This is a genomic window from Streptomyces sp. NPDC107471 (genome assembly GCF_055582845.1).
Window position 1 is genome coordinate 390,364 of the sequence record NZ_JBVJPC010000009.1, and the last position, 24,379, is coordinate 414,742.

Genomic DNA, 24,379 nt, shown 5'->3' on the forward strand with positions numbered 1-24,379 from the left:
ATCGGACGTTCATCCGCGGCGGGCTCACGCGTCCAGCGCGAGCACCAGCTCGTCGATCTCCGCGCCGCGCGCGTTGGCGTACCCGGAGGCCTGGGCCGTCACCCGGAACCCGCACTTCTCCAGGACGCGCAGCGAGCCGGTGTTGTCGGCCGCCGCGCGGGCGTACAGAGGGCGCTCGGGCACCTGGGCGACCAGCTCGCGCAGGGCCGCCGTGGCGATGCCGCGCCCCCAGTAGGCGCGGTCGACCCAGTACGTCACCTCGCGCTCGCCCGGCTCGCCGTACACCGCGGCGCTGCCCACCACGTCACCGTCCGCCAGGATCGTGCGGTGCACGGCGTCGGTGGCGCGGATGCGTACCCAGTGGGCGTCGAAGGCGTCCCGGTCGGCCGGGTCCTTCGGGGTGAAGGCCGCCATGTGCAGGGCCTCGGGGTCGTTCATCTGCCGGAAGAAGACCGGCAGATCGCTGTCGTGGACTTCGCGGAGAACGATCTGCATGCCTCAGAGCCTACGGGTGGCCAGTGTCAGCCGGTCCCGCGCGTCGAACAGCGCGTCCTTCACCATCTGCTCGTGCGCCGGGGTCAGCCGTGCCACCGGCACCGAGCAACTGATGGCGTCCCGCGCGGGCGTGCGGTACGGGATCGCGACGCCGAAGCAGCGCAGCCCCAGCGTGTTCTCCTCGCGGTCCACCGAGAAGCCCTGCTCCCGGATCTGGTGCAGCTCCTCGATGAGCTTCTCGCGGTCGGTGATGGTGTGCTCGGTGAGCGCCGGCAGGGTCTCCGGCAGCATCTTGCGGACCTGCTCGTCGGAGTAGGTGCTCAGCAGCGCCTTGCCCAGGGAGGTGGAGTGCGCCGGGAGGCGGCGGCCGACCCGGGTGAAGGGGCGCAGGTAGTGCTGGGACTGCCGGGTGGCGAGGTAGACGACGTTCGTGCCGTCGAGGCGGGCCAGGTGGATGGTCTCGGTGGTGTCGTCGGAGAGCCGGTCCAGGGTCGGCCGGGCCGCCGCGACCACCTCGTCGCCGTCGATGTAGGAGGTGCCGACGAGCAGCGCCCGCACCCCGATGCCGTACCGCGTGCCCGTCGCGTCCGTCTCCACCCAGCCCAGCTCGACCAGCGTGCGCAGCAACATGTAGAGACTCGACTTGGGGTATCCGACGGCCTCCTGGACCGCCGCGAGGGAGTGCATGCCGGGACGTCCGGCGAAGTATTCGAGCAGTTCAACCGTCCGTACCGCGGACTTGACCTGTGACCCGCCGCCCGTCTCGCCAGCCGACATCGCCCTTGACCCCTTCGTTCGACGGGAAATAGTCTCCAACAGCATATTCACCATCAGGGACAGCGTTCAGTATATCGAACGGTCCTGGTGGATGACCCTGATACACGTGGAGGGACCCGCGGTGGCAGCAGCACCAGTCTGGAGTGTCGACCCCCGAACCGGGAAGCAGCGCGAGCAGGTTGCGGTGGAGGCCACAGCCCAGGAGGTGGACGCCGCCGTCCGCGCCGCGCACGACGCGCGCGCGTCCCTCGCCGACCGCACCGTCCGCGCGGCCTTCCTGCGCACCGCCGCCGCCAGGCTGGAGGACTCCAAGGAGCACCTCGTCGAGGCCGCGGACGCCGAGACCGCGCTCGGCCCGGTCCGGCTGACCGGCGAGCTCGCCCGCACCTGCTACCAGTTGCGCGCCTTCGCCGACATCGTCGACGAGGGCGAGTTCCTCGGCGTCGTGATCAACCACCCCGACGACACCGCGACCCCGCCGATCCCGGACCTGCGCCGCTACAAGGTGCCGCTGGGCGTCGTCGCCGTCTACTCGGCCTCCAACTTCCCCTTCGCCTTCTCGGTCGCGGGCGGCGACACCGCGAGCGCGCTGGCGGCCGGCAACCCGGTCGTCGTCAAGTCCCACCCCGACCACCCGGGCCTGTCCGAGCTGGTCGCGTCCGTGCTGCGCCGGGCCGCCGCCGAGCACGGCATCCCCGCCGGTGTGCTCGGTCTCGTGCACGGCTTCGACGCCGGCATCGAGCTGATCAGGCACCCGCTGGTCGCCGCCGCCGGCTTCACCGGTTCCGTGAAGGGCGGCCGTGCCCTGTTCGACGCGGCGGCCGCGCGTCCGGTGCCGATCCCGTTCCACGGCGAGCTGGGCTCCCTGAACCCCGTCGTGATCACCGAGGAGGCCGCGGCCGAGCGCGCGGAGGCCATCGGCGCCGGGCTCGCCGGCTCCATGACCCTCGGCGTCGGCCAGTTCTGCGTGAAGCCGGGTCTGGTCCTCGTGCCGTCGGGCGCGGCGGGCGACGGCCTGGTGAAGTCCCTGACCGACGCCGTCAGCGACACCGACGCGGGCGTCCTCCTGGACCACCGCATGCGGGACAACTTCGTCGCCGGCGTCGCCGAGCGCGCGCAGTTGCCCGAGGTCGAATCGCCGGTGACGCCCGGCGCGGGCGGCGAGCACACCGTCAGCCCGGGCTTCCTCACGGTGGCGGCGGAGAAGCTAACCGAGGAGGGGGCGTACGACCTGCTCCTGGAGGAGTGCTTCGGCCCGGTGACCGTGGTGGTCCGCTACGACGACGACGAGCAGGCGCGGACCGTGCTGTCCCGGCTGCCCGGCAATCTCACGGCGACCGTCCACCTGTCCACCGAGGAGGCGGCCGGCCGGGGACGCGGCGCGGAGATCCTCGCCGAGCTGACCCCGCTGGCCGGACGGGTGCTGGTCAACGGCTGGCCGACCGGTGTCGCGGTGGCCCCGGCCCAGCACCACGGCGGCCCCTACCCGGCGACGACGTCCACGTCGACGTCCGTCGGCGGCACGGCGATCGAGCGCTGGCTGCGGCCGGTGGCGTACCAGAACGCGCCGGAGGCCCTGCTGCCGCCGGAGCTGCGGGACGAGAACCCGCTCGGGCTGCCCCGTCGGTTCAACGGCCGGCTGGAGCGATAGCGCCGAAGGGGCGCGGGCCGTCCGCGGGGTGCCGGTCGCGGGTGGCCGGCCGCGCGGTTCCCCGCACCCCTGAGGATGTCCACCGGACCTGAAACAATCGGGCGATGGACGTCGAACTTCCCGAACTCCCCTTCTCCCTGCGCACCTACGGCCCCGACGGGCACTGGGCCTACGAGGACGGCATCCTCTCCGGCTGGGCCGGCCCGCGGCAGGACCGCTTCGTGCCGCCCACCGGGGAGTCCCTCGACCCCGCCGCCGACGCGCCGCGACTGCTCGGTGCCCCCGAGGGGGACTTCCAGCTCATAGCCCGCGTCACCGTCGGCTTCAACGGCTCGTTCGACGCGGGCGTGCTGTACGTCCACGTCGGTGAGCGGGCCTGGGCCAAGCTCTGCCTGGAGAACTCCCCGGACGTGCCCACCGTCTGCACGGTGGTCACCCGGGGCCACTCCGACGACTGCAACTCCTTCACCGTGGACGGCACCTCGGTGTGGCTGCGGGTCAGCCGCACCGGCCGCGCCTTCGCCTTCCACGCCTCCCGCGACGGCAGCCGCTGGACCTTCGTCCGCCTCTTCACCCTCGGCGACGAGAAGGAGACCGGCGCGGCCCTGGTCGGCTTCATGGCGCAGTCCCCGATGGGCGAGGGCTGTGTGGTGACGTACGACCACCTCGCGTTCAGGCCCGACTGGCCGGCCGACCTGCGCGACGGCAGGTGAGACAGGGGCGGCGACGGGAATGGAACCCTCTGCTTGAACGTTCATTCAATAAGGCGGAGGGTGTCTCCGTCGCCGTCCGAGCTGGAGAGAGCCGTACACATGCGCGTCGAGATCTGGAGCGACATCGCCTGCCCCTGGTGCTACGTGGGCAAGGCCCGCTTCGAGAAGGCGCTGGAGGCCTTCCCGCACCGTGACGCGGTCGAGGTGGTCCACCGGTCGTTCGAGCTGGATCCCGGGCGGGCCAAGGACGACGTCCAGCCGGTCCTCGCCATGCTCAGCAAGAAGTACGGCATGAGCGAGGCCCAGGCCCAGGCCGGCGAGGAGAACCTCGGCGCCCAGGCCGCCGCCGAGGGCCTCGCCTACCGGACCCGCGACCGCGACCACGGCAACACCTTCGACCTGCACCGCCTCCTCCACCTCGCCAAGGAGCACGGCAGGCAGGACGAGCTCGTCCAGATCTTCTACCGGGCCAACTTCGCCGAGGAGCGGTCCCTGTTCACCGAGGGCGACGAGCGCCTCGTCGAGCTCGCCGTGGAGGCAGGGCTCGACGCCGACGAGGTCCGCACGGTCCTCGCCGACCCCACCGCCTACGCCGACGAGGTCCGCGCCGACGAGCGCGAGGCCGCCGAGCTCGGCGCCAACGGCGTCCCCTTCTTCGTCCTGGACCGCACCTACGGCGTCTCCGGCGCCCAGCCCGCCGAGGTCTTCACCCAGGCCCTCACCAAGGCCTGGGGCGACCGCTCCCCGCTGCGACTGGTCGACCAGGGCGGCGCCGGTGCGGAGGTGTGCGGCCCCGACGGGTGCGCGGTACCCCAGCAGGGCTGAGAACGCGCAGGTCGGGGCGGACGTATAAGCGTTCCTTGGCGGAACCACGTAGAAAATCGCAATGGACCGGGAGGTCTCGCGGCCCCACAGTGGACCCATGGAGACCTTCGAGAGCCTCGTCCGTGCCGAGTTCGCCCCGAAGAACACCTTCCTCAACACCGCGAGCAGCGGTCTGCTCCCGGCCCGCACCGTGAGCGCCCTCCAGGAGGCCGCGCTGATCCGGGCGGAGGGCAGGCCGCTGGATCCGCTGTTCGCGGACGTGGAGGCGGCCCGTGCCGCGTTCGCCGAGCTCGCCGGCGTCCCGGTCGCCCGGGTCGCGGCGGGCGCGTCCGTGTCCACCCACTCCGGCCTGGTCGCCGCCTCGCTGCCGCCGGGTGCCGAAGTCCTCACCGCCGAGGACGACTTCACCTCCGTGGTGAACCCCTTCCACACCCGCGGCGACCTCAAGGTGCGCGCCGTGCCGCTGGAGCGGCTCGCCGACTCCGTCCGCCCCGGCACCGCCCTCGTCGCCGTCAGCGCCGCCCAGTCGGCCGACGGCCGGATCGCCGACCTGCCCGCCCTGCGCGAGGCGGCGCAGACCCACGGGGCCCGCACCTACGTCGACTTCTCGCAGGCCGCGGGCTGGCTCCCGGTGGACGCGGGGTCGTACGACTACACCGTCGCCACCACCTTCAAGTGGCTGCTCGGCCCGCACGGCGCGGCCTTCCTCGTCGTGCCGGAGGACTTCGGCGACCTGAGGCCGGTGCTCGCCGGCTGGGTCGCGGGGGAGAACCCCTGGGACAGTTGCTACGGCCCCGTAGCCGAACTGGCCCACTCCGCCCGGCGGTTCGACGTCAGCCCGGCCCTGTTCACCTACGCGGGCACCCGCCGCTCCCTCGAACTCCTGGCGGAACTCGGGGTGGACGCCGTGCGCGCCCACGACCTCGCCCTCGCCGACCGCTTCCGCGCCGGGCTCGCCGCCCTCGGCCACGAACCGCTGCCCGCGCCCGGCTCGCCGATCGTGTCCGTGCCCCGACTCGGCGGGCGGCAGCCCGAGTTGAGCGCGGCGGGCATCGAGGTGTCCGACCGCGTCGGCAACCTGCGCGCCTCCTTCCACCTCTACAACACGGCGGCGGATGTCGACCGGCTTCTGGACGCCCTGTCTGACTGAACCGCTGGCGCCGCGCCGTCCGGGACGCTAGGAAGGGCACCAAGGGGTGGTGGTGCCGTGGAGTCCACGGACGGGACGACGTCCGTGCAGCGACCCGCAGACGCGGAGCTGCACCGGCGGCTGGTGTACGGCGACGAGTCCGCGCTGGCCGAGGCGTACGGGGCGTACGGCGGGCTGGTGCGGGCGGTCGCCCTGCGCGTGACCCGCAGCCGGGGCGCGGCCGAGGACGTCGCGCAGGAGGTCTTCGCCCACCTGTGGAGCAGGCCGTACGCCTTCGACGCGGCCCGGGGCAGCCTGCGCACCTGGCTGTCGGTGCTCGCCCACCGGCGGGCCGTGGACTGGGTGCGCGGCGAGGCCCGGCACCGCAAGGACGTCCGCGCCGACGACCTCGCCCTGCACGGCATCCCGGACGCCTCACCCGGCCCCGCCGAGGCGGTCGTCGACCGGGAGCGCTCCCTCCTGCTGCACACCGCCCTCGCCGAACTCCCCGAACCCCAGCGGGAGGTGGTGCACCTCGCCTACTTCGCGGGCCGCACCTACCGGCAGGCCGCCGTCGAGCTCGGCATCCCCGAGGGCACCGCGAAGACCCGGCTGCGCACCGCGCTGCGCACCTTGGCGGAGACTTTGGCCGACCCGCCCGACCCGGCGTGGGAGAAGGGCGCATGATGGCGGCAGGGGAACACAGGGAGGGGGGCGAGCGGTGACCGATCACGAGGACGTGCGCGACCTGCTGGCCGCCTGGGCCTGCGGCGCCCTGGAACCGGCCGAGGAGCGGCTGGTCGCCCCGCACCTGACCGAGTGCGCGAGCTGCGCTGCGGAGGCGGAACGCCTGCGCGCGACCGTACGCCTGCTGGACGGGCCGACGCTCGACGAGCCGCCGCCCGCCCTCGACGCCGTCCTGGCCGGAGCCCTCCGCGCCCGCGCCGCGCCGGCCCGGGTGGCCCGGCACGCCGCGCCCTACGCGGCCGCGGTCGCCGGGTTCGAGGCGCTGCGGCCCGAGCTGGAGGGCCGCTGGTCCACCCCCGTCGTCCACGACTGGGACGTGCACGCCACCGTCGCCCATCTGCTCGCCGCCGACGAACACCTGGCCCTGCGGCTCGGGATCGCCGCCCGGGTGCCGGGTGCCCGGATCGACGAGGACGCGGACTGGACGCGGGCCTGGGAGCGCCGCACCGCCGAGGTCATCGCCCACGAGTACGGCCGTACGCCCGGGGAGACCGTCGCCGACTGGTCCGCCCAGGCGGCCGGACTGCTCGGCACCGCGCATGCCCGTGACCCCGAACTCGCCGCCCGGACCACGCTGTCGATGGGCGTCCGGCTGCCCGTCACCGAGCACTTCCTGGTGCGCGCCTTCGAGACCTGGATCCACACCGACGACCTCGGCCGCGCCCTGGGCCTGGCCGTGCCGCCGCCGCCCGAGGAGCACCTGGGGCGGCTGGTCGGGCTGGCCGTGCGCATCCTCGGCGGGGTCCTCGGGGCCGAGGCGGCGCCGGTGCTGTTCGCCGTCAGGGGCGGCGAGCAGTGGGTCCTCGGTTCGCAGAGCGAGCCCGTCGCCGCCGAACTCACCCTGGACCCGGTGGACTTCTGCCTGCTCGTCGGGGGCCGGCACGCCCCGGACACCGTGCCCCGGACCACGACGGGCGACGCGGCCGCCGTACGGAACGTACTGGAGCGGGCCGCGTCGCTGTCGTGGCTGTGAGATCAGCTCACCGGGTCACTGCACCGGGTCACTGCGCCGGGTCACCTCACCGGGGTGAAGTCCCTCGCGCCGATGAACTCCGGCCGCCGGACGGGCGCCGCGAACGGCTCCACGGCCTGGTTCTCCACGCTGTTGAACACGATGAACACGTTGCTGCGCGGGAACGGCGTGATGTTGTCGCCGGAGCCGTGCATGGCGTTGCAGTCGAACCAGGTCGCCGAACCGGCCTTGCCGGTGAACAGCCTGATGCCGTACTCCGAGGCCATCTCCGTCAGCGCCTCGTCCGAGGGCGTGCCCGCGTCCTGCATCTGGAGGGACTTCTTGTAGTTGTCCTTCGGGGTCTCGCCCGCGCACCCGAGGAAGGTGCGGTGGGACCCCGGCATGATCATGAGGCCGCCGTTGGTGTCGTGGTTCTCGGTCAGCGCGATCGAGACGGACACCGTGCGCATGTTGGGCAGGCCGTCCTCGGCGTGCCAGGTCTCGAAGTCGGAGTGCCAGTAGAAGCCGCTGGCCCCGAAACCGGGCTTGACGTTGATCCGCGACTGGTGGACGTAGACGTCCGAGCCGAGGATCTGCCGGGCCCGGCCGACCACCCGCTCGTCGCGCACCAGGTTCGCGAAGACCTCGCTGATCCTGTGCACCTCGAAGACCGAGCGGATCTCCTTGGACTGCGGCTCGATGATCGAGCGCTCGTCCGCGCGGATCTCCGGAGCCGTGATGAGCCGCTCCAACTCGCGCTGGTAGACCGGGACTTCGTCCGGACCGATGAGCTGGTCGACGGCGAGGAAGCCGTCGCGCTCGAACGACTCCAGGTCGGCCGTGGCGAACGGTCCCGGCGTGCCGGGCGCCGACCAGACGACCGGGTCCTTGCGCGGGACGGACACCTCGGTGGCGCCGCGGCTGGGGTAGAGATCGGTGACGGTGGTCATGCGGTCACACCTCCTCGGGTTCGGTGAGCAGCGGGTAGACGCCGTTCTCGTCGTGGTCCTCCCGGCCGGTCACGGGCGGGTTGAACACACAGATGCAGCGGAAGTCCTCCTTGACCCGCAGTGTGTGCCGCTCGTGACCGTCCAGGAGGTACATGGTCCCCGGCGTGATCGAGTGCGTCTGCCCGCTCTCGTGGTCGGTCAGCTCGGCCTCGCCCTCGACGCAGACGACGGCCTCGATGTGGTTCGCGTACCACATCGACGTCTCCGTGCCCGCGTACAGGATCGTCTCGTGCAGCGAGAAGCCGACCCGCTCCTTGGCGAGCACGATGCGTTTGCTCTCCCAGGTGCCGGTGGCGGCCTTCACATGGCGGTCGGTGCCTTCGATGTCCTTGAACGAACGGACGATCACGGTGTTGCGATGCCTCCTAGTTAGACGGTCTGCTGAGACGGGTGCTCAGACGGTTTCCCGGACGGCGCGGGCGAGGATGCTGAGCCCCTCGTCCAGTTCGTCCGGGGTGATCGTGAGCGCCGGAAGCAGCTTCACGACCTCGCTCTCGGGGCCCGACGTCTCGATGAGCAGCCCGAGCTCGAAGGCCCGGTGCGCCACCCGTCCGGCGCGCTCCTTGTCGTGGAACTCCAGTCCCCACACCAGCCCGCGGCCGCGGTACTCCTTGATGTCGGCCAGGTTCTCCTCGGTGATGGAGATGAGCCCCTGCTCGAGCTGCTCGCCGCGCCCGCGGGTCTGCTTCTCCATCGCGGAACCGTCCGCCCAGTACTGCTCCAGGGCGGCGGTGGCGGTGACGAAGGCCGGGTTGTTGCCGCGGAAGGTGCCGTTGTGCTCGCCCGGCTCCCAGATGTCCAGCTCCGGCTTGAACAGGCACAGGGACATCGGCAGGCCGTAGCCGCTGATGGACTTGGAGACGGTGACGATGTCCGGCGTGATGCCCGCCTCCTCGAACGAGAAGAAGGCGCCGGTGCGTCCGCAGCCCATCTGGATGTCGTCGACGATGAGCAGCATGTCCTGCCGCTCGCACAGCGCGGCGAGCGCCTGGAGCCACTCCCTGCGGGCCACGTTGATGCCGCCCTCGCCCTGCACGGTCTCCACGATCACGGCGGCCGGCTTGTTGAGGCCGGAGCCCTGGTCCTCCAGGAGCCGCTCGAACCACAGGAAGTCCTCGACGGTGCCGTCGAAGTAGTTGTCGAACGGCATGGGGGTGCCGTGGACGAGGGGGATGCCGGCGCCGGCCCGCTTGAAGGCGTTGCCGGTCACGGCCAGCGACCCGAGGGACATGCCGTGGAAGGCGTTGGTGAAGGACACGATGGCCTCGCGGCCCTTGACCTTGCGGGCCAGCTTGAGCGCGGACTCCACGGCGTTGGTGCCCGTCGGGCCCGGGAACATGACCTTGTACGGCAGGTCGCGCGGGCGCAGCACCAGGTCCTGGAAGGTCTGGAGGAAGGTGCGCTTGGCGGTGGTCGACATGTCGAGGCCGTGCGTGACGCCGTCACGCTCCAGGTAGTCGATCAGCGCCCGTTTCAGCACGGGGTTGTTGTGGCCGTAGTTCAGCGAGCCGGCACCGGCGAAGAAGTCCAGGTACGCGTGGCCGTCCTCGTCGTACATGCGGCTGCCCTGCGCGCGGTCGAAGACGGTGGGCCAGCCGCGGCAGTAGCTGCGCACCTCGGATTCGAGGGTCTCGAAGACGCTGAGGTCGGGCTGGGTGATGGTCACGACGAATCGCTCCTCGGGGTGCGTGGGGGGTCAGGCGGTGCGGGTGGGGGAACCGGGGGCGAGGGGCCCGATCCGGTAGAGGACCTCGGGGTCGTGCGGCCCGTCGGGGAACAGGCCGGTGTCGAACAGCACCTCGCGCTCCAGGCGGGCGCCACGGCGTTCGGCGAACGACGTGAACAGCCGCTCGGAGGCGGTGTTGCCCGGCGTGATCGTGGTCTCGACGGTGGTCGTCCCGCGTTCGGCGGCGAGGCGCGCGGTCAGTCCGTCGAGCAGGGCGGCGGCGAGACCGCGGCCGCGGTGGGCCGAGTCCACGGCCACCTGCCAGACGAGGAGGGTGTCGGGCCGGTCCGGGCGGACGTACCCGGTGACGAAGCCGATCGCCTCCCCGCGGTCGTTCCGTGCCACCGCCGATGTGGCGGCGAAGTCGCGGCACCACAGCAGATAGCTGTACGACGAGTTCAGGTCGAGAACCTCGGAGTCGCGGGCGATCCGCCACAGTGCGGCTCCGTCCGCGACCGTCGGCCGGTCGATGTGCAGGTCTGCTTGTGCGGCAGTCATGCGAATTGAATTTACCGAGCGAAATTCAAAATTGCATCGCCGGACGGGGTTACGTCGGAGCGCTCCGTGTGTTATCACGCGGGCGCGCGCCACCGCGCAAGCGGTGACCGTTATGTACGATTACGCCCAGCAAATAAGGGGCAAATTGATCACGTTGTGTAACGCGTCACAAGCAGGTGACCACCACGGGATCTACTCGAATTCCGCCCGTTCGCGTTCGCAGAATCTTTGCGTTTAGGTCGAGGGAAAGCGGGCAGAAGAATACGGGAAGCTATTCTCGATAAACCCCGGAATTGTCTTTATGAATTATGCATCGGTGCCGCGTGCATTCATGAACCGGTCAAAGGTCTCCTCGGCCGTTCGCAGCGCGCCCGGCACGTCGACCGCGAGCCCCTTCTCGGTCAGCGCCGCCCCCAGTGCGGCCAGGCTCGCCCGGACGGCCCCGGACGTCGCGTCCACGCCGTAGTGGTTGACCCGGACCATCTCCGCCGCCAGGGTGCCCCCGCCCGCGGCCAGGGGCAGCGCGGGGTCGCAGGACAGCGCCCGGGCGACGAGCTCCGAGGCCACCGTGCCGGACAGGGAACGCAGTGTCGTGGCGACCGGTGCGGCCTCGTGGTCCTCGTGCACATAGGGCTCCAGGCCGCCGCCCAGTGCCCGCGCACCCGCCCGGGTCGCCGCCGCCGCGGCCCGGTGCCGGATCATCACCGTCTCCAGCCCATCCGTCTCGATCCGCTCGACGCACGCCTCCAGCGCCAGCATCTCCAACTGCGCCGGAGCGTGCAGCAGGGTCTTGCGGCCGCCGTCGATCCAGCGCTCCTTCCAGTCGAGGAGGGAGAGGTACGACCGGCGCGGCGCCGCCGGGTTCGCCGCCATCCGCGCCCACGCCCGCTCGCTCACCGACACCGCCGACACGCCCGCGGGACCGCCCATCGCCTTCTGCGCCCCGATCACGCACAGGTCCACGCCCCACGCGTCCGGCAGCACCGGCTCGGCCCCCACGGAGGCGACCGCGTCCAGGTAGAAGAGGGCTCCCTGCCGCCGTACGACCTCCGCGATCCGTGCGACCGGGTTGGTGTTGCCGGTCGCCGCCTCCGCGTGCACCAGCGACACGAAGTCGATCGCCGGGTGCTCCTCGAAGGCCGCGGCGATCCGCTCCGCCGTCACCGCGGTGTGGAACGGCACCGCGAGGTCGATCACCGTCGCGCCGCAGTCCCGCAGCCAGTTCCCGAAGGTCTGTCCGTACGGGCCGGTGATGACGTTCAGTGCGGTCGTGCCCGGACCCGCGGTCCCCCGGATCGCCCCCTCCAGTGGCAGCAGCGCCTCGCCCTGCATGATCACGACGTCCTGCTCGGTGCGCAGCAGCCGCGCCACACGGTCCTCGATCGAGGCGAACTGCGCCGCGCCGAGCGGGGCCAGGTCCAGGAAGGGGTGCGTCACGACGGTGCTCTCTTCGCTCACTGGGGTAGACGTGAACGAGCGTAACCGTTTCCGATCAACCCCCGACGACCGGCGACTTCCTAGGCTGAACGGCCTCGCGACCATCGGTTTGGTTTGAGACACTCAAACCTTTCCTTATAATCGGAACTCTCAGTTCCCCCACAGGAGGCCTCCCGTGAACACCCTCTCCGGGCGCCGGACCCGCGTCCTGGCCGCCACCACCGCGACGGCCGGGCTCCTGCTCGTCGCTGCCTGCACCTCCAGCGACGACGGCGGCAGCGGTTCGAAGACCGCCGCGGGCGGGGTCGAACTGGTCAAGGGCGGACAGCTCACCACCTGCACCCACCTGCCCTACCCGCCGTTCCAGTCCGAGATCGACGGCAAGGTCCAGGGCTTCGACGTCTCGCTCATCGACCTGGTCGCCAAGGACCTGGGCGTGAAGCAGGAGATCCTCGACACCCCCTTCGAGAACTTCAAGACCGGCGCGTTCCTCAACTCCGGCGAGTGCGACCTGGCCGCGGCCGGCATGACCATCACCGACGAGCGCAAGAAGAACGTCGACTTTTCGGACCCCTACTTCGACGCCACCCAGGCCCTCCTGGTCGCCAAGGGCAGCGGGATCTCCTCGCTCGCCGACGCCAAGGCGAAGAAGGTGAAGCTCGGCGCCCAGGCGCAGACCACCGGCGAGGACTACGTCAAGAGCCAGGGCTTCGACCCGGTCTCCTTCGAGTCCTCCGACGCCGTCCTCAACGGCCTGCGCTCCGGACAGGTCAAGGCCGTCGTCATCGACTACCCGGTCGTCCAGGGCTGGCTCAAGGACAAGGCCAACGCCGACGCCTTCCAGGTCGCCGACAACATCAACACCGGTGAGCAGTACGGCTTCACGGTGAAGAAGGGCAACACCAAGCTGCGCACCGCCATCAACAAGGCGCTCTCGGACGCCAAGGCGGACGGCACCTACAAGAAGCTCTACGAGAAGTGGATCGGCCCGTACGACGAGTCGGTCGCGTCTCCCGCCGCCTCATGACCGCGGCGGACACGCAACTCCAGCCTCGCAAAAAGGGCCTGACGCGACGTCAGAAGCGCAGTCTGTCCCGCGGCATCCAGTACGTCGTCTTCGTCGCCGCCGTGATCGCCTTCGCGGTCTCGGCGGACTGGGGGCGGCTGAAGAACCAGTTCGCGCAGGCGGACATCGCCGGCCAGATGTTCCCCGACGTCATCACGCTGGCGCTGAAGAACACCGTGCTCTACACGCTGTCCGGCTTCGTCGTCGGACTCGTCCTCGGCATGGTCATCGCGCTGATGCGGCTGTCGTCGGTGGGCCCGTACCGCTGGTTCGCCGGTGTCTACATCGAGATCTTCCGCGGTCTGCCCGCGCTGCTGATCTTCATCTTCATCGGCGTGGCCGTACCGCTCGCGTTCCCCGGCACGGAGATCATCGGCGGCACCTACGGCAAGGTCGCCCTCGCGCTCGGCCTGGTGGCGGCGGCCTACATGGCGGAGACGATCCGCGCGGGCATCCAGGCGGTGCCCAAGGGGCAGATGGAGGCGGCCCGTTCACTGGGCTTCTCACCGGCCCGCGCGATGGTCTCGATCATCATCCCGCAGGCGTTCCGGATCATCCTCCCGCCGCTGACCAACGAACTCGTCCTGCTCTTCAAGGACTCCTCCCTGGTGCTGTTCCTCGGCGTCACCCTGGAGGAGCGCGAACTGTCCAAGTACGGCCGTGACCTGGCCAGCACGACCGCCAACTCCACGCCGATCCTCGTCGCGGGCCTGTGCTACCTGCTGGTGACGATCCCGCTCGGGTTCGTGGTCCGCCGTATGGAGGCCAAGGCCCAGGAGGCCGTGAAATGAGCGTTGCGGACAGCCGTCCCGAGATCGAAGTACGCGGTCTGCGCAAGTCGTTCGGCGCCAACGAGGTCCTCAAGGGCATCGACCTGGAGATCGGCCAGGGCGAGGTCGTCTGTGTGATCGGCCCCTCGGGCTCGGGCAAGTCGACGCTGCTGCGGTGCGTGAACCTCCTGGAGGAGCCGACCGGGGGGCAGGTCTTCGTCGGCGGCACCGAGCTGACGGACCCCGACGTCGACATCGACGCCGTACGCCGCCGCATCGGCATGGTCTTCCAGCAGTTCAACCTGTTCCCGCACCTCACGGTGACCGAGAACCTCACGCTGCCGCAGCGCAGGGTCCTCAGGCGGGGCAAGGCGGAGGCGGCGAAGGTGGCCGCGGAGAACCTGGAGCGGGTGGGGCTCGCCGAGAAGGCCGACGCCTACCCCGCCTCCCTCTCCGGCGGACAGCAGCAGCGCGTCGCGATCGCCCGGTCCCTGTCCATGGGCCCCGAGGTGATGCTCTTCGACGAGCCGACCTCGGCCCTCGACCCGGAGCTGGTGGGCGACGTGCTCGCGGTCATGCGGATGCTGGCCCGGGAGGGCATGACGATGATGGTCGTCACCCACGAGATGACCTTCGCCCGCGAGGTCGCCGACCGGGTCGTCTTCATGGACGACGGGACGATCGTCGAGGACGGCACCCCGGACCGGGTCATCGGCGCCCCGAGCCACGAGCGCACCCGCCACTTCCTCTCCCGTCTCCTCGACCCGGCGATGGCCGACGTGGAGGAGGACGGCGCCGCGAACGGCACGGCACGGAACCTCGGGAAGGACACCTGAGAGGACACCTGAAACGGGACGTACGTTCCTCTGTCCCGCAGAGGCCGACAACCGTCATCATTCGGGCATGACGACTCATGACGACACGGGCGGCTTCGCGGTGGGCGGCACACTGCCCCCGCTGCCGGAGGACTGGGAGCGCTGCCTGGCCGTGGCCGCGCACCCGGACGACATCGAGTACGGCACGGCCTCCGCGGTGGCCCGCTGGACCACCCAGGGCAAGCGGGTCACGTACCTGCTGGCCACCCGCGGCGAGGCCGGCATCGACGGACTGCACCCGGACCAGGCGGGCCCGCTGCGCGAGGGCGAGGAGCGGGCGGGCGCGCGCGAAGTGGGCGTGGACACGGTGGAGTTCCTCGACCACCGCGACGGCATGATCGAGGAGGGGCCGGCCCTGCGCCGCGACATCGTGCGGGCGATCCGGCGGCACCGGCCCGAGGTCGTGGTGACGGGCGCGTACACCGTGCGGATGGTCGCCGGGGTGGTCAACCAGGCCGACCACCGCGTGGTGGGCCTGGCCGCGCTCGACGCGGCACGCGACGCCGGCAACCGCTGGATCTTCCCCGAACTCGCCGACGAGGGCCTCGAACCCTGGGGCGGGGTCCGCTTCGTGGCCGTCGCCGGCACCGACCGCCCCACCCACGGCGTCGACGTCTCCGGCGAACCCCTGGAGCGCGGCATCGCCTCCCTCAACGCGCACGCCGAGTACACCAAGGGCCTCGGCGCCGGAGCCTTCGAACCGCGCCCCTTCCTGACCTGGGCGGCCCGCCGGGGCGGCCCCGCGCTCGGCGTCGAGGCGGCGGTCCTGTTCGACGTCCACCAGCTCGCCTTCGAGGGACCACCGCCCTGGGAGCAGTGACCCCGGCCTGGCTAGGGTGCGGTCATGAACGATCGCACGGTGCTGCACGTGAAGGGGCGGATCCTGGCCGGCCCCGAGGACGTCCGGGACGAACTGTGGGTGGTCGACGGGCGGATCTCCTACGACCGTCCCGTCGCCGCCCGTGACGTCCGCACGGTGTCCGGCTGGGCGCTGCCCGGCCTGGTCGACGCGCACTGCCATGTGGGCCTCGGCGCGCACGGGCCGGTCGACCAGGACGTGGCCGAGAAGCAGGCGCTGGCCGACCGCGAGGCCGGCACCCTGCTGATCCGGGACGCCGGCTCGCCCTCCGACACCCGCTGGGTGGACGACCGCGAGGACCTCCCGAAGATCATCAGGGCGGGCCGGCACATCGCCCGCACCCGCCGCTACATCAGGGGCTACGCCTGGGAGATCGAGCCCGAGGACCTCGTCGCGTACGTCGCCCGGGAAGCCCGGCGGGGGGACGGCTGGGTCAAGCTGGTCGGCGACTGGATCGACCGGGAGGTGGGCGACCTCGCGCCCAGTTGGCCCCGGAGGGCGGTCGAGGCGGCCATCGCGGAGGCCCACCGCCTCGGCGCCCGCGTCACCGCGCACTGCTTCGCCGAGAACTCCCTGCCGGACCTGGTCGAGGCGGGCATCGACTGCGTCGAGCACGCCACGGGCCTCACCGACGAGCTGATCCCCCTCTTCGCCGAACGCGGTGTCGCGATCGTCCCCACCCTGGTCAACATCGCGACCTTCCCGAAGCTGGCGGACGGCGGCGAGTCCAAGTTCCCCGGCTGGTCGGCCCACATGCGCCGACTCCACGCCCGCCGCTACGACACCGTCCGGGGCGCCTACGACGCCGGCATCCCGGTCTACGTCGGCACGGACGCGGGCGGCACCCTCCCGCACGGCCTGGTCGCGGCGGAGGTCGCGGAGCTGGTCACGGCCGGGATCCCGCCGCTGGACGCGCTGTCGGCGACGACGTGGGCGGCCCGGGAGTGGCTGGGCCGGCCGGGGCTGGAGGAGGGCGCCACCGCGGACCTCGTGGTGTACGCCCAGGACCCCCGCGCGGACGTGCGCGTGCTCGCGGACCCGGCCCGGGTCGTGCTGAACGGCCGGGTCGTGCAGTAGGGCCGAGTGACCCGGACGGCGGGGTGAGCTCGAAAGCGTGCGCGGGTGCGCCACGATCGTGTGAACTCCCCGCGGATCGCTGTCGAACGGCCGGTGGTGCGACATCCTTTCGAGGTCCCGAGCCAGTCCTCTCTGGGGGTCCCACCACCTTGAACAGCACCGACTTCCGCATGCCCGCACGCCGTCTCGCCACCGTGGCGGCGGCCACCGTCCTCGCCGCCGGTCCCGTGGCGCTGGCCGGCGCGGGCGCCGCGCACGCGACCGGCGACCAGGGGCGCGCGAGCGCCGTCGTCCTGCGCACCGGGCTGGACGTCAGCCTGCTCGACAAGACCGTCGACGTGCCCCTCGCGGTCACCCTCAACGAGGTCCAGGCGCCCCGCAGTGCCCGGCAGACCACGCTGACGGCGACCTTGGACGGCGTGGACGGGGGGCGGCCGTTCAGCGTGCTCGCCGCGGAGGTGGCCGACGCCGGGGCGACCGTCACCGACGGGAAGGCCGAGGCGTCCACCCGTCTCACCCACGCCCGGCTCCACGTCCCGGGCCTTCCGCTGCTGTCCCTCATCGAGATCGAGGGCGTCACCTCCCGGGCGACCTGCGCGGCGGGCCGGACCCCGACCGCCTCCTCGAACCTCCTCGGCGCGGTCACGGTGCTCGGCAAGAAGGTCACGGTGACCACCGGCGGCCCGACCGACGTGAAGGTGCCCGGGGTCGGCGAGGTCCGCCTCGACCTGTCGAAGAACGTGACCACCTCGCGCACAGCCGCCGCCACCGCGCTCGAACTCACCGTCTCCGTCGACCCGTTGAAGCTGGGAGTCGCCCAGGTCGAGGGCACCCTGACCCTCGCGAAGGCAACCTGCGAGGCCCCGCCCGCCCCCGCCACGCCGGACACCCCCGCACCCGAGGTCAAGCCCCAGGGCGGCCCCGCCAAGGAGGCGGGCCTCGCCGAGACGGGCACCAGCTCCATGACGTCGTACCTCATGACCGGCGCGATCGCCCTGCTGGTGGCAGGCGGGGGAGCAGTGGCGGTGTCCCGCCGCCGAAGCTGATCCGGACCCCGGCCGCAGTGCCCCTCGGGCCGGGCGGAGGTGGGGTGCCTCGCTTCAGGCGGCGGACGTGGCACCCGCGCCGGGTCTGCCCGCATCACGCGGTGGCTCGGGACGCCGTGCCGCATGAGCGCGGGTGACCGGGGCAGGCGGTGGCTCCGGGAAGCCGTGCCGCATGAGCGCGGGTGACCGGGGCACGGAGGGGGAGCCCCGGTGCCGCACGGATCCGGACCCGGTCGCGGTGCCGTCCCGGCCGGCGCGACGGCACCCGCCTCAGCCCTGGCCCAGCGTCACCGCCTGGTCCAGTGCCTGGAGGAAGGAGTTGACCGTCGCCCGGTCCCGTACGGCGAGCCGCAGCCACTCCTCGCCGAGCCCCGGGAACGTGTCCCCGCGCCGCACCGCGAAGCCCAGGTCGCGCAGGTGCCGTCGTACCTCCGCGGCCCGCGGCAGCCGTACGAGGACGAAGGGACCCTCGGCAGGTTCGACCAACCGGAGCCCGTCCGGAGCGAACTCCCGCAGTCCGGCGACGAGATGGGCCCGGTCGGTGGCGACGCGGTGGGCCGCGTGGGCGGCCTCCGCCAGAGCCCGCGGCTCCATGCACGCCTCGGCCGCCGCGAGGGCCGGAGTGGACACCGGCCACAGGGGCTGGGCCCGTTCCAGGTCGGTGACGGTCTCCGGGGCGGCGAGGACGTAACCGATCCGTAGCCCCGCCAGGCCCCACGTCTTCGTCAGACTGCGCAGCACGACGAGTCCGGGGACGTCCGTCCGCCCGGCCAGGGCCTCGCGCTCGCCCGGCACCGCGTCCAGGAACGCCTCGTCCACCACCAGCGTCCGCCCGGGGCGGGCCAGTGCCGCGATGGTGGCGGCCGGATGCAGCACCGACGTCGGGTTGGTGGGGTTGCCCACGACCACCAGGTCGGCGTCCTCGGGAACGGCCGCCGGGTCGAGCCGGAAACCGTCCTCCTCCCGCAGCAGCACCCGGTCGACCGCGTGCCCGGCGTCCCGCAGGGCCGCCTCCGGCTCGGTGAACTGCGGGTGCACCACCACCGCGTGACGGATCGTCAGGGCGCGGGCGAGCAGGACGAACGCCTCGGCGGCCCCCGCGGTCAGCAGCACCCGCTCCACGGGCACCTCGTGCCGGGCCGCCACCGCGGCCCGCGCCGCGCGCCCGTCGGGGTAGGCGGCGAGCCCGGTCAGCGAGCCGGCGACGCGCTCCCGCAGCCAGGCCGGGGGCGTGTCGGCGCGGACGTTCACGGCGAGGTCCGTCAGCCGCGCACCGGCGTCCCGCACCTCGGCGTCGCCGTGGTGCCGCAGGTCGTGATCCTCGCCGCTGCGGGTGCTGTCAGTGCGCATGGCTGTGGGAGCCGTGGTGGTGGCCGTGGTGGTGATGGTGGCCGTCGTCGTCGGGGTGGAAGTGCGGCTGCTGGGCCTGGCCCACCTTGTCCTCGAAGCCCGGCAGCGCGATGCGGTACACGCACGAGTCGCAGTTCATCCGCAGATCGCCCTTGACCGCCTCCCGGTACCGCTCCATCACCAGGTCCAGCAGCTCCGGCTCCGGACCGATGACGTCCGCGGACCGCACCTCGACCTCCGGGTGCGCGGCTGCCCAGCCCTCGGTCTGCTGCCTGACCCGGTCCGGCAGGATCCCGGTGAACAGGAAGTACGGCAGCACGACGATCCTGCGCGCCCCCAGCGCCGCACACCGGTCCAGCCCGCTCGGCACGTCCGGGGCCGCCAGCGACACGAACGCCGTCTCCACGCCCGCGTAGCCGCGCCCCTCCCACAGCAGCCGGGCCGCCTTGTACACCTCGGCGTTGGCGTCCGGGTCGGTGGAGCCGCGGCCGACGAGCAGCACGGTCACGTCCGCCCGGTCCAGCGGGGTGCGCCCCCCGATGGCGCCCAGCGCCTCGTCCAGACGCCGCTCCAGGACGTTCAGCAGCGCCGGGTGCGGGCCCAGCGGGCGACCGTAGGTGTACGAGATCCCGGGGTGGCGCTCCTTCTCGCGGGACAGCGCCGCCGGAATGTCGCCCTTGGCGTGCCCGGCGGACACCAGCATCAGCGGCACGGCCGCGAACCGGCGGACACCGCGCTCCACCAGTTCGGCCACCGCATCGCCCAGCGGCGGCGGGGACAGCTCGATGAAGCCGCCCGCGACGGGCAGTTCGGGATGGCGGGCCCCCAGCTCCCGGACGAAGTCGCGGAACGCCTCGGCTCCGGCCTCGTCCCGGGTGCCATGACCGGCGATGAGCAGGGCGGGCGGCGGGGTGGTCACGATGTCTCCTCAGAGGGGTGGGTGGGGTGGTACAGCAGGGCGTTCAGCGCGGCGGAGGCCACCGCCGAACCGCCCTTCTCGGACACGTTGCTCACGGCGGGCAGCCCGCTCTCGCGCAACGCGGCCTTGGACTCGACCGCGCCGACGAAGCCGACGGGCAGCCCGATGACGAGCGCCGGGTCCGCGTCCAGGGTCAGCAACTCCTCCAGCGCGGTGGGCGCGTTGCCGATCACCCAGATCGCGCCCGCGCCGACCTGCTCGTGGGCGAGGCGGATCGCGTGGGCCGAACGGGTCAGCCCGGGACCCGACTCGGCGTCCCGCAGCCGGCAGACGGTCTCCCGGCGGGTGATCCCGGCCGCGACCATCTCCACGTCGGTGACGACGGGCGCGCCGGCGTGCAGCGCGGCGTGCGCCCTCTCCAACTCGCCCTCGTCCATGACGAGATCGGTCGCGTACTCCAGGTCGGCGGCGGAGTGGACGACCCGCTCCACCACCGCCCGGGTCAGCGGCGGGAGGTGCGAGGTGTCCAGGCGGGCGCGCATCCGCCGGTAGGACTCCACCTCGATGGGGTGGACGACACGGTTCACTTCGAGCCCTCCTCCGACGTCTGCCAGCGGTAGCCGCGCGGGGTCACCATGCGCCCCGCGATGTCACGGGTCGCGGTGTTGCCCACGGTCACGACCGTCATCATGTCGACCGTCGCCGGGTCGAGCGCCGCCAGTGTCGTCAGCCGGCCGGACTCGTCCGGCCGCGACGCGTTCCGCACCACCCCGACCGGCGTGGCCGGCTCCCGGTGCTCGGCGAGGATCGCGAGCGCCTTGGGCAACTGCCAGTCCCGGCCCCGGGAGCGGGGGTTGTAGAAGGTGACCACGATGTCCGCCTCGGCCGCCGCCCGCACCCGTCGCTCGATGACCTCCCACGGGGTGTGCAGGTCGGACAGGCTGATGGACACGTGGTCGTGCCCGAGGGGGGCGCCGAGGATCGCGGCGGCCGCGAGGGCCGCGGTCACCCCGGGGACGCCGACCACGTCGATGTCGTCGGAGGCCTCGGCGAGCGCGGGGGAGGCCATGGCGTACACGCCGGCGTCCCCGCTGCCGATGAGCGCGACCGCCTGACCCTTGCGGGCCTCCTCGACGGCCGTGCGCGCCCGCTCCTCCTCCGCCCCGAGGCCGGACTCCAGGACCCGGGTCCCGGGCCGCAGCAGATCACGGATCTGGTCGACGTACTGGTCGAGCCCGACCAGCACCGCGGCCCGCTGGAGCTCCGCCTTCGCGCGGGGTGTGAGCAGGTCCCGGGCGCCGGGACCGAGCCCGACGACCGCGAGCCGGCCGCGCGCGGGACGCCGTACGACCGCGCAGGTCGCCATTGCGGGTGTCGCGGCCGACTTCCGCTTGGGGACGAGGAGTTCGCCGCCATGGACGAGCGCCGCGGCCTCCGCGACCGAGGGTGTGCCGACGGCGGCCAGGGGAGCGTCCGAGGGGTTGGGCACCTCGACGGCGGCCAACTCCGCCGCCGCGTGGGTGACCAGGGGCACGCCGAGCGCCTCGGCCGCCGCCACGATCCCGGGCTCCTCGGCCTTGGCGTCCACGGTGGCGAGCGCGGCGACGCTACGAGGGGACAGCCCGGCCTCCCGCAACGACCCCTCGATCAGCTCCAGCACCTCCTCGGCGGGCGCGCCCCTGGAGGCGCCCACCCCGACCACGAGCGTGGGCGGACGCAGCACGACCTCCCGGCCGGAGGGCTCGACGAGCCGGTCCGTGACCCGGATGCCGTAGGGCCCCTCGGCGGCGATCGGCAGCGGGGGCAGCGGCCAGCCCGACTCGTTGTGCAGGGCGACCGGTTCGCCGTCCAGCAGCGCCCGCGATACGGCCGCCACCGCTCCCTCCACGGGCAGCCCGAGCGTGTCGAGCCCCGGCACCCCCACCGCGTCGGTCGCCGTGGTCACCACGGGCTCGGCGCCGAGCAACTCGCCGACCTCCCGGGCGAGTTCATTGGCACCGCCGCCGTGTCCGCCGACCAGGGACACGGCGAACCGGCCGCCCTCGTCGACGCACACCACACCCGGGTCGGACGCCTTGTCGCCGAGCAGCGGCGCGATCAGGCGGACCACCGCCCCCGTGGCCAGGAAGCACACGAGCTGCTCGCACTCCGCGAACGCCCGGCGCACGGCGTCCCCCACGGGTCCGTCGTACACGCGCGTGCGGTCCGGCCGGGCCGCGGCCAGCCGGTCACGTGCCGCCGCCCCCGCCGCGGTGGCGGAAATGAGGCCGATCACTGAGCAACTCCCTCTCGATACACGGGGTTTCTGAGGCCCCACAGCAGGAATACCGGATTGGTCGCCGCGAGCCGGGTCACGTCCCCGGGCAGCGGCGCCAGCCGGGACGACTGGAGCAGTACGCCGTCGCCGTCGAACCCGGCGTCGGTGAGGGCCGCGCGCACGGCCGGCACCCGGTCGAGCGCGGCCAGGGCGACGACGACGCTCCGCCGGGCCCGGCGGGCACAGGCGGCGACGATCTCCGGCAGCTCGCGTCCGCCGCCGCCGACGAACACGGCGTCGGGATCGTCCAGTTCGGCGAGCGCGTCCGGCGCGGACCCGTGCACGACCTGTACGTCGACCCCGTGCGCGGCCGCGTTGGCGCGGATCCGCTCGACCCCGTCGGCCGACTTCTCGACCGCCACGACAGCGGCCCCGAGCCGCGCGCACTCCACGGCCACGGACCCGGACCCGGCACCGACGTCCCAGACCAGTTCCCCGAGCCGCGGCCCGAGCCGGGCCAGCGCCAGCGCCCGCACCTCGAACTTGGTGATCATCGAGTCACGGTGCGCGAACTCGCTTTCTTCCAGGGCCCATCGGGACGGGAGTGGGGCAGGCCCGGCGACGGTGCGCACGGCACCGAGGGCCCGCTGCTCGTCAAGACAGAGGACGACACTCACGGCCGTACCCCAGTCCCGGGCGGCGGCTTCGGCGGGGGTGACGCGTTCGACACGTTCGTCGCGGGTACCGAGTGCGGAGGCAACCAGGAGTACGCGTTCCAGGGGCGCGGGGAACTGCGCGGCCAGCCCCAACAGCGCCGCACCCGCCCGACGACCTTCCTCGGCGCCGCTCGCCGCGAGCGCCGCTCCCAGCTCCGCAGGCCCGGCCCCCGGCCCGGTCAGCACCGCCACCTTCGGACGGGCCCGGCACACGTTCACCGCCGTCCGCAGATCCCGCCCGTGCGCACTGACCACCACCGCGTCGTCCCACGGCACCCCGGCCCGGGCGAACGCGGCGGCCACGGAGGACACACCGGGACGGACGTCCAGCGCGGCCGCACCGAACCGCTCCGCCAGCACCCGCACGATCCCGAAGAACCCGGGGTCGCCGGAGGCCAGCACGACGATCCGGCTGCCCTTGTCGTGATGCCGTCCGATGACGTCCAGCGCCGGTGCCAGCGGACCGAGGACGACCCGCTCGGCGTCCGCGGGGACCGCCGCCGCGTCCAGGTGCCGCCGCCCGCCCACGACCAGCTCGGCCCCGGCCAGGGACTCCGCGGGCGCCGCCCCCGTCCCCGTACCCACGACCGTGATCATGTTCCGGCGCCCTTCGACGCCCGCAGCGCCCGCCGGGCCTCCGGGTCGGCCTTGCGGTACCCGTGGAAGTGGCCGGGGTGGTAGAGGTGCGACCGGGTGCCCTCGGCGTCCAGCGCGGGACCGACCAGGAACAGCGTGTGCTTCCACAGCTTGTGCTCCTTGACGGTCTCCTCCAGCGTCTCGATCGTGCAGCGCACGACCAGCTCCTCGGGCCAGGTCGCCTGGTAGGCGACCACGACCGGCGTGGCCGTCGGGTAGCCGCCCTCCAGCAGCTCCCGCACCAACTGCCCGCTGCGCGCGGCGGACAGGAAGATCGCCATGGTGGTGCCGTGCTTGGCGAACTCCCGCACCTCCTCGCCGGGCGGCATCGGCGTCTTGCCGCCGCCGAGCCGGGTGAGCACCACGGACTGCGCGACCTCGGGGATGGTCAGCTCGCGCTGCGCGAGCGCGGCGACCGCCGAGAAGGCGGAGACGCCGGGCACGACCTCGGTGGCGATGCCCATCCGGGCACACCGGTCGAGCTGCTCCTGCGTGCCGCCCCACAGGGCGGGGTCGCCGGAGTGGATACGGGCCACCTGGAGACCCTCCTCGCGTGCCCGCTCGTACACCGCGACCACGTCCTCCAGCGACATGGTCGCCGAGTCGAGGATCTCCGCGTCCTCGCGCGCGTGCTCGAGGACCTCCGCCTGCACCAGGCTCGCGGCCCAGATCACGACGTCGGCCTCGGCGATGACGCGCGCGGCCCGGAACGTCAGCAGATCGGCGGCGCCGGGGCCGGCACCGACGAAGGTCACCTTGCCGGTGGGGGCATCGGCCATGGAAATCGGTCCTCTCATCACAAAAGGTCTTAAAAGGTCTTACGGCTGGGGTCGGCGCGGTGGCCGGAT

At 72.6% G+C, this 24,379-nt stretch carries 25 protein-coding genes; 12 read left to right on the top strand and 13 right to left on the bottom strand.

From position 1 onward, the window contains the following. Positions 1-24: 24 nt before the first annotated feature. Together ACZ66S_RS29935 and ACZ66S_RS29940 are read right to left on the bottom strand one after the other, a co-directional pair. Positions 25-495 (bottom strand): GNAT family N-acetyltransferase, encoded by a 471-nt coding sequence (locus tag ACZ66S_RS29935; protein WP_469904656.1) that lies wholly within the window; start codon positions 493-495, stop codon positions 25-27. A 3-nt stretch (positions 496-498) separates the two neighbouring features. Continuing rightward, positions 499-1,272 carry an IclR family transcriptional regulator gene (locus tag ACZ66S_RS29940; protein WP_007381154.1) on the bottom strand — a complete coding sequence of 258 codons (774 nt, stop codon included), beginning with the start codon at positions 1,270-1,272 and terminating at the stop codon, positions 499-501. 121 nt (positions 1,273-1,393) lie between these two features. On the opposite strand from ACZ66S_RS29940, the gene ACZ66S_RS29945 reads away from it, so the two are divergent. The 6 genes from ACZ66S_RS29945 (at position 1,394) to ACZ66S_RS29970 (ending at position 7,310) form a co-directional block, all read left to right on the top strand. Next, positions 1,394-2,923, top strand: coding sequence for an aldehyde dehydrogenase (NADP(+)) (locus tag ACZ66S_RS29945; protein ID WP_469904657.1), 1,530 nt, complete (start codon positions 1,394-1,396; stop codon positions 2,921-2,923). A 104-nt stretch (positions 2,924-3,027) separates the two neighbouring features. Beyond that, the gene (locus ACZ66S_RS29950) at positions 3,028-3,636 is read left to right on the top strand and encodes a DUF1349 domain-containing protein (RefSeq protein ID WP_469904658.1); all 609 of its coding nucleotides are present in this window, start codon (positions 3,028-3,030) and stop codon (positions 3,634-3,636) included. Positions 3,637-3,735: 99 nt separating this feature from the next. Continuing rightward, the gene (locus ACZ66S_RS29955) at positions 3,736-4,461 is read left to right on the top strand and encodes a DsbA family oxidoreductase (protein WP_469904659.1); all 726 of its coding nucleotides are present in this window, start codon (positions 3,736-3,738) and stop codon (positions 4,459-4,461) included. Positions 4,462-4,558: 97 nt separating this feature from the next. Beyond that, entirely contained in the window at positions 4,559-5,611 is a 1,053-nt protein-coding gene (locus ACZ66S_RS29960; protein ID WP_469904660.1) for an aminotransferase class V-fold PLP-dependent enzyme, read from the top strand. Between the two features lie 57 nt (positions 5,612-5,668). Then, complete coding sequence (locus ACZ66S_RS29965) at positions 5,669-6,277, top strand: RNA polymerase sigma factor (RefSeq protein ID WP_469904661.1); 609 nt, start codon at positions 5,669-5,671, stop codon at positions 6,275-6,277. Positions 6,278-6,311: 34 nt separating this feature from the next. Further along, entirely contained in the window at positions 6,312-7,310 is a 999-nt protein-coding gene (locus tag ACZ66S_RS29970; RefSeq protein WP_469904662.1) for a maleylpyruvate isomerase family mycothiol-dependent enzyme, read from the top strand. A gap of 41 nt (positions 7,311-7,351) precedes the next feature. Here the strand turns inward: ACZ66S_RS29970 and thpD are convergent, their stop codons facing one another. From thpD to ACZ66S_RS29995, 5 genes are all read right to left on the bottom strand, one after another. Further along, positions 7,352-8,239: an ectoine hydroxylase gene (gene thpD, locus ACZ66S_RS29975; protein ID WP_469904663.1), complete on the bottom strand. Its 888-nt coding sequence runs from the start codon at positions 8,237-8,239 to the stop codon at positions 7,352-7,354. Between the two features lie 4 nt (positions 8,240-8,243). Continuing rightward, positions 8,244-8,648 carry an ectoine synthase gene (locus tag ACZ66S_RS29980; protein ID WP_469904664.1) on the bottom strand — a complete coding sequence of 135 codons (405 nt, stop codon included), beginning with the start codon at positions 8,646-8,648 and terminating at the stop codon, positions 8,244-8,246. A 45-nt stretch (positions 8,649-8,693) separates the two neighbouring features. Beyond that, complete coding sequence (gene ectB, locus ACZ66S_RS29985; RefSeq protein WP_469904665.1) at positions 8,694-9,965, bottom strand: diaminobutyrate--2-oxoglutarate transaminase; 1,272 nt, start codon at positions 9,963-9,965, stop codon at positions 8,694-8,696. A 30-nt stretch (positions 9,966-9,995) separates the two neighbouring features. Then, positions 9,996-10,523 carry a diaminobutyrate acetyltransferase gene (ectA, locus tag ACZ66S_RS29990; protein ID WP_469904666.1) on the bottom strand — a complete coding sequence of 176 codons (528 nt, stop codon included), beginning with the start codon at positions 10,521-10,523 and terminating at the stop codon, positions 9,996-9,998. Between the two features lie 306 nt (positions 10,524-10,829). After that, entirely contained in the window at positions 10,830-11,960 is a 1,131-nt protein-coding gene (locus tag ACZ66S_RS29995) for a pyridoxal-phosphate-dependent aminotransferase family protein (RefSeq protein WP_469904735.1), read from the bottom strand. Positions 11,961-12,135: 175 nt separating this feature from the next. On the opposite strand from ACZ66S_RS29995, the gene ACZ66S_RS30000 reads away from it, so the two are divergent. From ACZ66S_RS30000 to ACZ66S_RS30025, 6 genes are all read left to right on the top strand, one after another. Further along, on the top strand, positions 12,136-12,987 hold the full coding sequence (locus ACZ66S_RS30000) for a transporter substrate-binding domain-containing protein (protein ID WP_469904667.1): 852 nt from the start codon (positions 12,136-12,138) through the stop codon (positions 12,985-12,987). Next, entirely contained in the window at positions 12,984-13,817 is an 834-nt protein-coding gene (locus ACZ66S_RS30005; RefSeq protein WP_469904668.1) for an amino acid ABC transporter permease, read from the top strand. Before ACZ66S_RS30000 ends, ACZ66S_RS30005 begins: the two co-directional genes overlap by 4 nt. Then, complete coding sequence (locus ACZ66S_RS30010; protein WP_469904669.1) at positions 13,814-14,632, top strand: amino acid ABC transporter ATP-binding protein; 819 nt, start codon at positions 13,814-13,816, stop codon at positions 14,630-14,632. Before ACZ66S_RS30005 ends, ACZ66S_RS30010 begins: the two co-directional genes overlap by 4 nt. 67 nt (positions 14,633-14,699) lie before the next feature. Next, the gene (locus ACZ66S_RS30015; RefSeq protein ID WP_469904670.1) at positions 14,700-15,491 is read left to right on the top strand and encodes a PIG-L deacetylase family protein; all 792 of its coding nucleotides are present in this window, start codon (positions 14,700-14,702) and stop codon (positions 15,489-15,491) included. A gap of 24 nt (positions 15,492-15,515) precedes the next feature. Then, positions 15,516-16,607, top strand: coding sequence for an amidohydrolase family protein (locus ACZ66S_RS30020; RefSeq protein ID WP_469904671.1), 1,092 nt, complete (start codon positions 15,516-15,518; stop codon positions 16,605-16,607). Between the two features lie 149 nt (positions 16,608-16,756). After that, complete coding sequence (locus ACZ66S_RS30025; protein ID WP_469904672.1) at positions 16,757-17,653, top strand: SCO1860 family LAETG-anchored protein; 897 nt, start codon at positions 16,757-16,759, stop codon at positions 17,651-17,653. Between the two features lie 270 nt (positions 17,654-17,923). Here the strand turns inward: ACZ66S_RS30025 and cobC are convergent, their stop codons facing one another. From cobC to cobM, 6 genes are read right to left on the bottom strand one after another with little or no spacing between them, the layout of a single operon-like run. Then, the gene (gene cobC, locus ACZ66S_RS30030) at positions 17,924-19,003 is read right to left on the bottom strand and encodes an Rv2231c family pyridoxal phosphate-dependent protein CobC (protein ID WP_469904673.1); all 1,080 of its coding nucleotides are present in this window, start codon (positions 19,001-19,003) and stop codon (positions 17,924-17,926) included. Next, positions 18,993-19,922, bottom strand: a complete 930-nt coding sequence (locus ACZ66S_RS30035; protein ID WP_469904674.1) for a sirohydrochlorin chelatase — start codon at positions 19,920-19,922, stop codon at positions 18,993-18,995. The genes cobC and ACZ66S_RS30035 overlap by 11 nt, the downstream gene beginning before the upstream one ends. Further along, positions 19,919-20,509, bottom strand: coding sequence for a precorrin-8X methylmutase (locus ACZ66S_RS30040; RefSeq protein WP_469904675.1), 591 nt, complete (start codon positions 20,507-20,509; stop codon positions 19,919-19,921). Before ACZ66S_RS30040 ends, ACZ66S_RS30035 begins: the two co-directional genes overlap by 4 nt. After that, positions 20,506-22,197, bottom strand: a complete 1,692-nt coding sequence (gene cobJ / locus ACZ66S_RS30045; protein WP_469904676.1) for a precorrin-3B C(17)-methyltransferase — start codon at positions 22,195-22,197, stop codon at positions 20,506-20,508. Before cobJ ends, ACZ66S_RS30040 begins: the two co-directional genes overlap by 4 nt. Next, entirely contained in the window at positions 22,194-23,492 is a 1,299-nt protein-coding gene (gene cbiE / locus ACZ66S_RS30050; RefSeq protein WP_469904677.1) for a precorrin-6y C5,15-methyltransferase (decarboxylating) subunit CbiE, read from the bottom strand. The genes cobJ and cbiE overlap by 4 nt, the downstream gene beginning before the upstream one ends. Next, on the bottom strand, positions 23,489-24,310 hold the full coding sequence (gene cobM / locus ACZ66S_RS30055) for a precorrin-4 C(11)-methyltransferase (RefSeq protein WP_469904678.1): 822 nt from the start codon (positions 24,308-24,310) through the stop codon (positions 23,489-23,491). Before cobM ends, cbiE begins: the two co-directional genes overlap by 4 nt. Positions 24,311-24,379: the final 69 nt, after the last annotated feature.

Bases quoted from the DNA above. Each gene is read 5' to 3' on its own strand.
- ACZ66S_RS29935 (WP_469904656.1), bottom strand. From the start codon at position 495: ATGCAGATCGTTCTCCGCGAAGTCCACGACAGCGATCTGCCGGTCTTC.
- ACZ66S_RS29940 (WP_007381154.1), bottom strand. From the start codon at position 1,272: ATGTCGGCTGGCGAGACGGGCGGCGGGTCACAGGTCAAGTCCGCGGTA.
- ACZ66S_RS29950 (WP_469904658.1), top strand. From the start codon at position 3,028: ATGGACGTCGAACTTCCCGAACTCCCCTTCTCCCTGCGCACCTACGGC.
- ACZ66S_RS29955 (WP_469904659.1), top strand. From the start codon at position 3,736: ATGCGCGTCGAGATCTGGAGCGACATCGCCTGCCCCTGGTGCTACGTG.
- ACZ66S_RS29960 (WP_469904660.1), top strand. From the start codon at position 4,559: ATGGAGACCTTCGAGAGCCTCGTCCGTGCCGAGTTCGCCCCGAAGAAC.
- thpD (WP_469904663.1), bottom strand. From the start codon at position 8,239: ATGACCACCGTCACCGATCTCTACCCCAGCCGCGGCGCCACCGAGGTG.
- ectA (WP_469904666.1), bottom strand. From the start codon at position 10,523: ATGACTGCCGCACAAGCAGACCTGCACATCGACCGGCCGACGGTCGCG.
- ACZ66S_RS30005 (WP_469904668.1), top strand. From the start codon at position 12,984: ATGACCGCGGCGGACACGCAACTCCAGCCTCGCAAAAAGGGCCTGACG.
- ACZ66S_RS30010 (WP_469904669.1), top strand. From the start codon at position 13,814: ATGAGCGTTGCGGACAGCCGTCCCGAGATCGAAGTACGCGGTCTGCGC.
- ACZ66S_RS30015 (WP_469904670.1), top strand. From the start codon at position 14,700: ATGACGACTCATGACGACACGGGCGGCTTCGCGGTGGGCGGCACACTG.
- ACZ66S_RS30020 (WP_469904671.1), top strand. From the start codon at position 15,516: ATGAACGATCGCACGGTGCTGCACGTGAAGGGGCGGATCCTGGCCGGC.
- cobC (WP_469904673.1), bottom strand. From the start codon at position 19,003: ATGCGCACTGACAGCACCCGCAGCGGCGAGGATCACGACCTGCGGCAC.
- cbiE (WP_469904677.1), bottom strand. From the start codon at position 23,492: ATGATCACGGTCGTGGGTACGGGGACGGGGGCGGCGCCCGCGGAGTCC.
- cobM (WP_469904678.1), bottom strand. From the start codon at position 24,310: ATGGCCGATGCCCCCACCGGCAAGGTGACCTTCGTCGGTGCCGGCCCC.